This is a genomic window from Edaphobacter sp. (genome assembly GCF_035532915.1).
Classification (GTDB): Bacteria; Acidobacteriota; Terriglobia; order Terriglobales; family Acidobacteriaceae; genus Edaphobacter.
Genome location: NZ_DATKQC010000158.1, coordinates 1 through 11763, shown reverse-complemented (window position 1 = coordinate 11763; position 11763 = coordinate 1). Strand labels below are relative to the sequence as shown.

General features: G+C 58.3%; 7 protein-coding genes. 5 read left to right on the top strand and 2 right to left on the bottom strand.

What is annotated here, in order from left to right; genetic code table 11:
- Positions 1–203 (bottom strand): hypothetical protein (locus VMU57_RS07645; RefSeq protein WP_325382092.1); only part of this gene is annotated, 203 nt, incomplete at its 3' end.
- A 453-nt stretch (positions 204–656) separates the two neighbouring features.
- Between VMU57_RS07645 and VMU57_RS07640 the strand changes: the two genes are divergently transcribed.
- The 4 genes from VMU57_RS07640 to VMU57_RS07625 are packed head-to-tail and all read left to right on the top strand — an operon-like array spanning position 657 to position 8275.
- On the top strand, positions 657–1556 hold the full coding sequence (locus tag VMU57_RS07640) for a WYL domain-containing protein (RefSeq protein ID WP_325382090.1): 900 nt from the start codon (positions 657–659) through the stop codon (positions 1554–1556).
- Between the two features lie 31 nt (positions 1557–1587).
- Positions 1588–4671, top strand: coding sequence for an anti-phage-associated DUF499 domain-containing protein (locus VMU57_RS07635; protein WP_325382088.1), 3084 nt, complete (start codon positions 1588–1590; stop codon positions 4669–4671).
- The gene (locus VMU57_RS07630) at positions 4668–5243 is read left to right on the top strand and encodes an anti-phage-associated DUF3780 domain-containing protein (RefSeq protein ID WP_325382086.1); all 576 of its coding nucleotides are present in this window, start codon (positions 4668–4670) and stop codon (positions 5241–5243) included. The genes VMU57_RS07635 and VMU57_RS07630 overlap by 4 nt, the downstream gene beginning before the upstream one ends.
- Positions 5240–8275, top strand: coding sequence for an anti-phage-associated DUF1156 domain-containing protein (locus tag VMU57_RS07625; RefSeq protein WP_325382084.1), 3036 nt, complete (start codon positions 5240–5242; stop codon positions 8273–8275). The genes VMU57_RS07630 and VMU57_RS07625 overlap by 4 nt, the downstream gene beginning before the upstream one ends.
- Before the next feature lie 350 nt (positions 8276–8625).
- Here VMU57_RS07625 and VMU57_RS07620 read toward each other — a convergent pair whose 3' ends face one another.
- Entirely contained in the window at positions 8626–8781 is a 156-nt protein-coding gene (locus VMU57_RS07620) for a hypothetical protein (RefSeq protein WP_325382082.1), read from the bottom strand.
- Between the two features lie 35 nt (positions 8782–8816).
- Here VMU57_RS07620 and VMU57_RS07615 point away from each other — a divergent pair, with 35 nt between their 5' ends.
- Positions 8817–11522 carry a phospholipase D-like domain-containing anti-phage protein gene (locus VMU57_RS07615; RefSeq protein WP_325382080.1) on the top strand — a complete coding sequence of 902 codons (2706 nt, stop codon included), beginning with the start codon at positions 8817–8819 and terminating at the stop codon, positions 11520–11522.
- The last annotated feature ends 241 nt before the right edge of the window (positions 11523–11763 follow it).

Genomic DNA, 11763 nt, shown 5'->3' with positions numbered 1-11763 from the left:
ACCTCGCCTTCGCCAATCGTGTGGCAGACATCGAACACTAGGCAGCGAGCTGCATTCTCCAGCCGACCAATGTCGGCACTGCTCGGGTGAACGGCAGCGAGGACCTGCGCTATCTCAACTGTGCTTTCTCGGTCACGAATCGCCGACGGTGGCTTGTTTGTTGCCTTGGCCAGAGCGTGAAATACCCCTTGGCGAAATTCCATTGCCCCGCATGTGGTGCAGTAAATCCGCGTGCACAGGTTCCTTTGGACCGAATCGAACAAGTACGAATGGAGCCAGTTTTCAGTCACGATCGCACACCTGCTCTCGACAGGATCGCTGGCAACTCGTAGAAGCCGCCGCCGCGAGCTGATCCCTAATGGCCAACGCTTGCCCCCGGTTTTAGCCCTTCGTGGCTGACGTACGTCCCGTGGCCGTGCCAGAGGGGCAGCCAGTTGATCGCGCCCTGACCGTGTTGCTGTGCAGGTGCCGTCCAGCGGCCTGCCAGCACTCGGCGAAGTCTGGCGACACCTCGTTCATCGGGATTTGGTGCACCGAATCCTCCCACATCGGAGGCCGCGCAGGCAGAAGCCCCGGTTAGCTTAATCGTACCAGAATTGTTATCATGACGATACGGTTGAAGGATCTTGTGCCCTTGGAGCGGATGCTCTGCGCAGATGTCTAGGTTGAACCCGGTGCCGGCGAAGTTGAAGGACGTGCCACCGTCTCAGGTCGAGAGGCTCTCGTTTATCGAGGCTAGGCTCTATTTTCTCGGCGAGCTGAGGAGGGCGGACGTTGCCAAGCGTTTTTCACGGGCCTCAATCCAGGCCAGCCGGGATTTGGCGCTTTACAAGGAGCTCGCGCCGGGAAATTTGGCCTACGATTTTCAGGCCAAGACGTACCTGCCGGGGGAGAAGTTCAAGCTGATTTTTGGCCGGACGCCGGAGCGGGTGATGTACTGGCTGCGGTCGGGTTTGGGAGACGGCTTGCCGCATCCGCAAGGGCTGCCGACAGCCGCCGTCGAGAGCCTGAGCCAGCCGCGGCTCGGTGAATTGGCGGTGGTAACGCGGGCGATCTATCGCAGGCAGATTTTGGAGGTGACGTACGTATCGTTGAGCAGCGGCAACACGCGCAGACAGATCGTGCCGCACGCGTTGATCGACAACGGCCAGCGCTGGCACGTGCGCGCCTTTGACCGCAACAGCAGCCGGTTTTCCGACTTCGTAATCACGCGTTTATCGAAGGCCGCCGTGATTGACGCGGATAAGGCGGCGCGCCACGAGCGAGGAGAGGCGGACGAGCAGTGGAACCGCACGGTAGTGCTCCAGTTGATTCCTCATCCGAGGCTCAAGCACAAGGGCGCGGTGGAAGCCGACTATGGGATGAGAGCAGGGGCGCTCCTGGTCAAGTGCCGCGCGGCGGTGGCCGGCTACGCGCTCCGTCGGTGGGGGGTCGATTGCTCCCAAGACCACCGCTTAAGCGAGACAGAGTTCCAGCTTGCGCTTGCGAACCAGCACGTGCTGGCATCGATTGATAGTTCCGCGTTGGCGCCGGGACGGATTGTCGATGTCAAGTAGCGTGTAAGACGTTCTAAGGAGATACAGCCGCATGAAAACCGTCCGCGACGCCTGCCAGCTGCAGCCGAATGCCCTTGCCATCAAGCTCAGCGACCAGATCGAGCGACTCGACGACCTGATTGCGACCGAGGGCGACGGTGCCGCCTTTTTCGAGAAGACGCACATCACTCAGGGCATGCAGGACTTGATTAGTGAGGGCACAGCGCGATTGGCCGGCGCTTCGACGCAGGCGATTTTCCACCTCAAACAGGCCATGGGCGGTGGCAAGACTCACCTGCTTGTCGGCTTTGGTTTGCTCGCCAAGCATCCGGGGCTGCGCAAGACTCACTGCGCCGGGATGCCGAACGCTTCAGCATTCCAGAGTGCCAGCATCGCGGCTTTTAACGGCCGCAATAATCCCGACCACTTTTTCTGGGGCGAGATCGCGAATCAGCTCGGTAAGGGTGAGCAGTTCAAGGCTTTCTGGACCAGCGGCCCGAAGGCGCCGGACGAAAAGGACTGGCTCAAGCTTTTCGAAGGCGACAAGCCCGTCCTTATCCTGCTGGATGAGATGCCGCCGTATTTTCACTACCTCGACACGCAAAAGGTGGGAAACGGCACCGTCGCCGACATTGCCACCAGGGCATTCGCCAATCTCCTTACAGCAGCAGGCAAGAAGAAGAACGTATGCGTCGTTGTGTCTGATCTGGCAGCGGCCTATGACACCGGTGCGAAGCTCATTTACCGGGCACTCGAAGACGCACGCTCCGAACTCGGCCGGCAGGAGCGGAGCATTACGCCCGTTGACCTCGCTGCCAACGAGATCTACGACATTCTGCGCAAGCGTCTGTTCAAAACACTTCCCGACAAGGCCGAAATCGGCGACATCGCAGAAGCATTTGGCCGGAAGCTGGAAGAGGCCGCCAAATCCAAGACTGCCAATCGTGGAGCCGAGGCCATCGCGGACGAGATCGCTGCCACTTACCCCTTTCATCCGCGGCTCAAGAATGTCATCGCGCTTTTCAAGGAGAATGAACAGTTCAAGCAGACGCGCGGCCTGATTGAACTCGTTTCGCGCTTGCTCAAGTCGGTCTGGGACCGTCAGGCTAACGACGTTTTCCTCATCGGCCCGCAGCACTTCGATTTATCGGTGCCCGAGGTACGAGACAAGCTCACCGAGATATCCGGAATGCGCGATGTCATCGCCAAGGATCTCTGGGACGCACAGCAATCTGCACACGCGCAGATCATCGACCTGCAAACCGGCAAGGAAGCGGCGACGCAGATTGGCGCGCTGCTGCTCACCGCGAGCCTATCCACCGCCGTCAACGCTGTGAAGGGTCTCACTCGCGAGGAAATGGTCGAGTGTCTTGTTTCACCACTACGGGAACCATCGGATTTTCTGGCGGCTTTCGAGGAATTGGAGAAAGTGGCCTGGTATGTCCACCACACACCAGAGGGCCGCTACTACTTCGATCGGCAGGAAAACCTCACCAAGCTCCTGCAAAGCCTGGCCCACGACGCGCCCGAGAACCAGGTGGATGACCTGATTCGGCACCGCCTGCGCGACATGTTCAAACCAGCTCGCAGAACCAGCTACGAGGACGTACTGCCCCTGCCAAAACTGGAAGAGGTTGCCGATCGCGTCCGAAAGGGGCGCGTACTGCTCGTAGTTAGCCCGGATTCAAAAATCCCGCCGGACGAAGTGCAGAAGTTTTTCGAGGGCCTCAGCCAGAAGAACAACTTGTGCGTACTCACCGGCGACAAGACCGCAATGGGCAGCGTGGAAAAGGCCGCACGCCAGTTCTTTGCTGCGCAGAAGGCCGATGGACGCATCCCGAAGGGCCATCCGCAGCGGGACGACCTTGAGCGTAAGCAGCAGACCTACGAGCAGGACTTCAATTCCACCATCCTCAACCTTTTCGACAAGGTCCTGTTTCCGATCCAGCGCGCAGGTAAGCCAGCCCAGCTTGCGTCCAAAGCATTGGACATGACGCGTGACGCAACCAAGCCATTCAACGGCGAGGAGCAGATTGAGAAAACACTGGCCTCCAACCCGCTGAAGCTGTTCCTTGACGTGGAGAAGGAGTTTGACGCCATCCGCGACAAGGCGCAGGACCTCTTGTGGCCGGAGAACCAGGACGAAGCGCGTTGGTCCGATGTTGCCGACCGCTATACCGAGCAGGCCGGCATGCCGTGGTTGCCCCCCAAGGGGCTTGACACGCTCAAGTCCATTGCTTGCAACCGAGCCCTTTGGGAAGACCTTGGCAACGGGTACGTCACGAAGAAGCCCAAAAAGAAGCGCACTTCGGCCCAGGTGATTGCCGAGCCAGAGCTTGGCGACGAAGGCAAGGTGCGCCTACGTATTAATCCGCAGAACGCCGGTCCTGCGCCGCGCATCCATTACGCCGAGGAAGCGCCTGTTTCCGATTCGAGCGCACAACTGAAGGAGAACCCCTACGTAACGAGCGCTCTGCGGGTGAGTTTCCTCGTATGCGATGTCTCTGGGCAGTATGAGACCGGCGATCCGGTGACCTGGTCAAATAACCTTACGCTTCGTAATCAACTTTCAGATAAGGGCGGAAAGCGCAGCGTCGAGCTATTCGTCGCCCCGAAAGGGTCGATCCGCTACACGCTGGACGGCAGCGAACCGCGCGAGGGCATTGCATACGACGGACCTATCGCCATCGGGGACGGCGAGGTGCTTTTACGTGCGTTTGCGGAAGAAGACGGGATCGAGACGAAAGCCGAGTTCCGCTTCGCTGCCAAGGGAAAGAAGGGCGTGCAGATCGACGACGTGAAGCCCGGGCGCTTGGTTTCCCGTACCGGTCGCAAGCTGGATTCGCGAGGCAAGACTTTCGAGGGGCTGAAGCAGGCGACTGAGAAATCCGCAACCTTCGAGGGCATCGCGCTCACGGTGGGTCAGGGCAACCAGATGATTGGCGTCAACATTGGCGACATCGCAGTGGACGCCGCATTCATCGAGGCGCTACTCGTCAAGGTGCTCGAGAAATTTACGCCGGACACACTGGTCACGATGACCTTCCGCAAGGCTCACTTCGCTTCAGGTCACGACCTTAAGGACTTCGCGGGAAAGCTTGGTATTGAACTGCAGCAAGGGGACGTAGAACAGTGAGCGAGCGGCCGAAAACCATTGATTTCGGAGCGCCCGGTGCCTATGGCGCGCATCTCTTTCGTGTCGAAATCGCGGCGGCTCGGAACGAGTCGGTCGTTATCGTCGAGGACTATGGCTACCGGGGCCAGGAGGGAGGCATTCCGCGCGAAGAGGAGCGTGTAATCCTGCCGCGTCCAGTGTGGTCGGCGATCGCCGATATAGCGCGCCGGGAATTTAATGACCGCCTCAAGGCCGCTGGCGTTCTCACAGGCCGCTGGCACACCGGCACGAACCTGGTGGACCGGCTGCTCGGCAAGGAGTTGTGCGTGCTGGCGTGGGCGGCGGAGACGGCAAGCGAAGACAAGATTGCTGTCATTTGCAGCAAGTGGGCCGCACTGCGCCCAGAAGAACGTTGGTGGCTCTTTGCCATGACCGTTGCCGAAGCGGGGATGCCCGAGGACACGCAGCGCGGATGGCGGCGTGCGCTATTTCTCGCGCTATCCGACGGCGAGAAACCTGTGTCCCGCAAGCGACGGCCGCGACCCGTCGAGAAGGACCTTTTCGAGTTACCACTGTTTGAGGATTCGAAGTGAGTTCGCCGGTAACCCCGTTCGCGCTGAAGGATGCGCCCGCGCTAATTGAGCGGCTGTTTCCAGTCCAGAAACTTTCGGCAGAGGCATATAAGGAGCAAGAAGGAAAGCAGGGGAAAACGCTGACCACACTTGGCAGCTACTGGAAGGGTCGCAAACCGCTGATTCTTAACAAGGCCTGCATCTTGGGCTGCTTGTTACCGGCTACCAGCGACCCAGCGCGCGACCTGGAGATATTTGAGAAGCTGATGGGGATGGACGACGAGTCCTTCGCTGCGCGCTGGAAGCGACGGCCAAAACCAAAGGACATTCTCGCAGGGCTTTCCATCGCCCAGATCGACGACTACTTTGTGGTCGAGCCGAGCGGAGTGCTGCCAACCTTTGCACCTGTAGATTGGCCTATTCCAGAATTTTCCCAAGTGAAGGTAGCTTGGCGTAAAGACATCAGCGAACTGGAGCGACGACGACTTGAAGCACAAATGCTCCCCCATACACCTTACCGAGAGCGAGTGGATCAGGCGAACAGACCTGAGGAAGTCCTCGCCTTCGTCCACGACCATATCTGGGATGCGGTCAACGCACACCTAGGTACGCAATCACAATCGTTCCCAGAACTGGTCGAGCAGCTTGGGGTCATGCGATACGGCCACCGGCCAAGGATGGCCGATACATTTAGCGGTTCTGGTCAAATCCCATTCGAGGCAGCTCGTCTGGGTCTTGATGTTTTCGCATCTGATCTTAACCCGGTAGCGTGCATGCTCACTTGGGGTGCGTTTCACATTGTCGGCGGATCTCACGAGGCGCACGCGGACCTGAAACGGTGCCAGGTAGATTTAGTCGAAAAAGTAGAGGAGGAGATTAGTAATCTTGGGGTTGAAACAGACGGACAAGGTTGGCGCCCGAAGACTTTTCTGTATTGCCTTGAAACGCGCTGCCCTCAATCTGGATGGACTGTTCCGCTCATTCCGTCGCTTCTTATCAGTCGCGGCAAGCACGCCATCGCTGAGTTGATACCGGACACCGAACGGAAGCGCTACGACATCGTCATTCGCTCTGGTGTTACAGAAAATGACATGGCGAATGCCGGGTCTCAAGGTACTTTAGGCCGCGAGGGGAAATTCGACGAAGCGTATCTGATCCACCGCATGGGTGGGGCGGATTACAAGACCAAGATATCTACACTACGTGGTGATTACCAGAAGCCAGATGGAACAATCGGTAATCGAGTGCGGCTCTGGGCAAAGCATGACTTCAAACCCCACGTCGACGACATCTACCAAGAGCGCCTTTACTGCGTCCAGTGGGTGCGTCCGAAGAAAAATGGAAAGGGGGTGGAGTACGAGTACCGCGGAGCTACCGCCGAAGATTTGGAGCGCGAGCGGATCGTCGAAAGCTACATCGAAGAGCATCTGGCGGAATGGCAAGCTAAGGGCTGGGTTCCCGACATGCGGATCGAGCCAGGTGGTCCACCACGCTATGAAGGGCTCAGCTTAATCAAAACCCGTGGTTGGACGCACTGGCACCACCTGTTTTCTCCGAGGCAATTGCTGCTTCTCGGTTTAACAAACAAGAACATACGTGAGCGGTCCGATACGTTTGTTGCTCCACTGCTAGTTTTTCTTGCAAGGCTTTCTGACTGGTCCTCGAAGCTTTGTAGGTATGGGACCGGCGCCGCACGGGAGTCGGTGGCCCAAACGTTCTACAACCAGGCGCTTAATGCGCTTTTCGCATACGGTGTCCGATCATTCTCTTTCGCCAAGACCTACCTCTTGGAAGACGTTGTTGAAAGCCCAATTGCAGCGGACGCAAAAGTGATGGCCTTATCCGCAGACCAGTGGAATATACCGGTTGACTTGTTCGTGACGGACCCACCCTATGGCGATGCAGTTAGGTATGAGGAGATTCTCGACTTTTTTGTCGCTTGGCTGCGCAAGAATCCGCCGCCGGAATTCGCTGAGTGGGTCTGGGACAGCCGCCGGTCGCTTGCTATAAAGGGGGAAGGAGAAGACTTCCGACGAGGTATGGTCGCCGCATACAAGCGGATGACCGAGTACATGCCGGACAATGGCATTCAGGTGATCATGTTTACCCATCAGTCGGGTTCCATTTGGGCAGACATGGCGAATATCGTCTGGGCCGCTGGGCTTCACGTCACAGCAGCTTGGTACGTCGTCACCGAGACCGACAGCGCCTTGCGCGAGGGGAGCTACGTCAAAGGCACCGTGCTTCTGGTCCTGCGCAAGCGCCACGGTATTCAAAAAACTAGCCGCGACGATCTCGCGTGGGAGATACAGGAGGAGGTCGACAAACAGGTGCAGGCACTCGCTGGCCTCAACCAGGACGCGAAGGGCCTCTACCGCGACGAAAACGTATTCGAGGACGCCGACATTCAAATGGCAGGTTACGCAGCGGCGCTCCGTGTGCTTACTCGCTACGCCATGATCGATGGGCGGGATATGACCGCAGAAGCGATCCGACCGCGGGTGAAGGGCGAAACTACCTTCGTAGATGGCCTAATCACTTTTGCCGTGGATACTGCTAACCAATGCCTCGTGCCTCAAGGAATCATCAGGGCACACTGGGACAAGCTTTCCGGTGCAGAGCGTTTCTACCTCAAGATGCTCGACATGGAAGTGCGTGGAGCAAAGACGCTCGACAATTATCAGAACTTTGCCAAAGCCTTCAAGGTGCATGACTTCAAGCCCTTGTTGGCCAGTCAGAAGGCGAATGACGCACGGCTTAAGAGCGCCATGGAATTCGGGCGAGCCGAAATGAGCATGGGCTCGGAGTTGCACCAGTCCGTACTGCGTGCGGTGCTCTACGCCGTAATGGAACTCATGAATAACGTGGACGGTAACGAGGTTCTGGCGCACCTGACGCTCAATATTGCGAACTACTACGGCGACATGACCCAGCGCGAACTGTCGGTGGAACTGGCCGATTACCTTGCGAAGCGTCTTGATGGCCTGCGCCCCGATGAAGCCAGCGCCGCGCGCGTGCTGCGCGAACTGGTGAAGAACCAGCGGCTTGGGTGAGCGACGGGCTTCGCGAAATGAGCGCACTCCTTAAGGACGATCACGATCCCAGCAATAGCAGTGTTCAACGCGAAATTGAACTGGTGATGCTTCAACGGTTGGCTGAGCAGCATCGAGATTGGACGCCCGCAGATTGGCAAGCGATCGCTTTGGAGCTTGGCCTTCCACCAGTCTGGCAAAAGGCGAAACCAGACGCTGTTTGGAAGACACATGCTGGTGAGGTCGTCATCGCAGAGTGCTACGCACGTATTGGCAAATTGAAGGCAGGTCAACACCGCAAATTGGCAATGGACGCACTCAAGCTACTTGCGCTGAAGAACGCAATTCCCATTGGTGGCCGCGTTCAGTACCTAATGGTCGTTCCCGAGGAATTGGTCGCGGCCTTTGAGGGCGGTGGCTGGTTTCCAGTCGCGATACGTCTTGCCGCTGCGATTGTTCCAGTCTGCCTCCAGGAAAGCGAGCGACAGAAACTTGGGGATGCCGCTCAGCGTCAAGCGCAGGGTCAATCTCGTATCACAAAGCCGACCAGGGACTCAAGGCTATGACTGAAATTCGCCGGTTCTCCTCCCGGCGTGAGCGCCTTGACCACGCCTTCCTCAGCGCCAGGCTGAAAGAGGCCCAATCCTACAAGCGCATCGCAGGCTACTTCCGCAGTTCCATATTCGAACTGGTGGGCGAGGAAATCGCAGCAGTCCCCAAGGTGCAGATCGTTTGCAACAGCGAATTGGACGCGGCGGATGTCGTGGTATCGAAGCATGTCCGCGAGACTGCTTTGAAGGAACGCTGGAACGAAGCGCCGTCCGAGGTCGAGGCATTGCTTCACCGGGAACGTTATCGTCGACTGTACGACCTATTGGCCAGCGGGCGGGTCGAGATCCGCGTCGTACCGAAGGACCGAGTCTTTGTTCACGGCAAGGCAGGGGTCATCGAAGGAGCCGACGGATCGAAGACCTGCTTTCTGGGTTCTATCAATGAGACCAGGAGTGCCTTCGCTCAAAATTACGAAATTCTGTGGGAGGACACTTCTGAAGAAGGCGTCACATGGGTGGAGGAGGAGTTCGAGGCGCTCTGGAAGGACGCTTATCCGCTGCCCGATGCCATCATCGAGGAAATCAAACGCGTTGCTGATCGCGTGGAGATCCGCTTCGAAGAGGCGACGCTTGAAGAACTCCCCGCCGCCGCGCTGGCCGAAAGCCCGATCTACCGTGGCGGTGAACAGCTCCAGCCGTGGCAGCGCTCGTTCGTAACCATGTTCCTGCAGCACCGGGAGACCTATGGGAAAGCGCGCCTTCTGCTCGCCGATGAGGTCGGTGTTGGCAAGACGCTGTCTCTCGCGGCGAGCGCGATGATTTCGGCTCTGCTCGATGACGGCCCCGTGCTGATCCTATGCCCTTCGACCTTAACGGTGCAGTGGCAGGTGGAAATGATGGACAAGCTCGGCATCCCGAGTGCCGTATGGTCGTCAACCAAGAAGGAGTGGATCGATCCGAAAGGCCATATCGTCAAGACGCGCGGCCCTGAGGACATCAAGCGCTGCCCGTTTCGTATCGCCATTGTTTCAACCGGTCTGATCGTGCATGACTCGGAGGAACGTCGTTACCTGCTCGAGTGTAAGTATGGCTCGGTCGTACTCGACGAGGCACACAAGGCGCGACGGCATGGCGGGTTGGGGCCGAAGAAGGAGGAGCCGAACAACCTGCTTGATTTCATGCTTCGGATAGGTCCTCGCACCAGGAACCTTCTGCTCGGAACAGCCACGCCGATCCAGACCGAGGTACGCGAGTTGTGGGATCTGCTGCGCATCCTCAATGCTGGCGCCGATTTCGTTCTCGGGCGAGAGCTGTTTGGTCGCTGGCCGGAGTGGGAAAGAGCATTACCTGTCGTGAAAGGCGAGGAGACGCCGGCGGATGAAAAGGACGTTTGGGAGTGGCTGCGGAACCCCTTGCCCCCCGCCCGCGAGGACGCACTGTTTGCCACGCTGCGGCTGCAACTGGGGCTGCCCGACCAGACATTCTTTACCGATCGCGGCTTTGGTTCGCTGGGATTTCTGGAACAGCAGGCGGTCGCGCAAGCCCTCGCGCCTGGTTTCTTGCGAGAGCACAACCCCATCGTCCGCCATACCGTCTTGCGCCGTCGGCAGACATTGGAAAACACCGGGCTCCTGGAGCGGGTCGGTGTGGACATCCATCCGGACCCAGATACCTCCGCAGCCGCGTACGCGGGGGTCGGATTCAGCGGTCTGGGATTGCTCACAAACCTGCCTTTTGATCTCGCCTACCAGGCTGCTGAAGCGTTCACCGCGGCGCTCAAGAAGCGCACCAAAGCGGCCGGGTTTATGAAGACACTGCTTTTGCAGAGAATTTGTTCGAGTTTTGCCTCCGGCCGATCAACCGCGGAAAGGATGCTACGCCGGGAAGTTCTCGATGATGAGGAGCAGGCAAAGGACATCGAAGAGGCACTCAGCGCGCTGACCCCCGACGAGGCAGGGTATCTGCGCACCATCGCAGCGGAACTCGCGCGCCCGGAAGCCCGCGACCCCAAGCTCGCCGCTGTCCGTTACTTCCTCACCGAGCATCGCACCGAGGGCAAGACCTGGCTGGAGCACGGTTGCATTGTATTCAGCCAGTACTACGACACCGTCTATTCGCTCGGCGCGGAACTGGCCAAGTTGCTGCCTGGAGAACCGGTGGGCGTCTATGCGGGCGCCGGGAAGAGCGGGATGTTCCGCGGCGACGATTTTGCGTCCGTTGGGCGCGACGAAATTAAGAATTCCGTGAAGAAGCGCGAGATCCGATTGGTCGTAGCCACCGACGCGGCTTGTGAAGGCCTGAACCTGCAAACTCTTGGAACGCTCATCAATGTCGATTTACCTTGGAATCCGGCGCGACTCGAACAGCGACTGGGGCGCATCAAGCGTTTCGGCCAGGCACGGCGCACGGTGGACATGCTTAATCTCGTCTATCACGACACTCAAGACGAGAAGGTCTATCAGGTTCTGTCGCGCCGAATGAAGGATCGGTACGACATCCTCGGTGGCCTGCCAGACACAATCGAAGATGATTGGACAGAAAGCGTCGAGAAGCTGGAAGAGATGATGGACGAATACATCCATCTTCGGCAGAAGGCGCATGACGTTTTCGAAATGCGGTACCAGGAGTCCATCGACCCCGACAAGGATCGATGGGAATTGTGTTCAAAAGTGCTGGCTCGGCGAGACGTCGTGGACCGGCTGTCGGCGCCTTGGTGAGTGCGTATGTGCGCGGGCCAAAGCAGACAATCCTCACTGAGAATCAAGTTTGCCGCGGCATGACGCTGACACTTCGGAGCTCATTCTCCTGTATCATTTTGTGCAATTCGCGGGTGCGTGCCGCCTGCGGACGTATCCAATTCAAGATTTACCCCCGCCGCAACCTCCCCAGAAAGGCAGCTCCGCAAGAAAGCAGACTATGCCGAACATAAGCGCTATCTTCAAACAGGAGATCTCACGC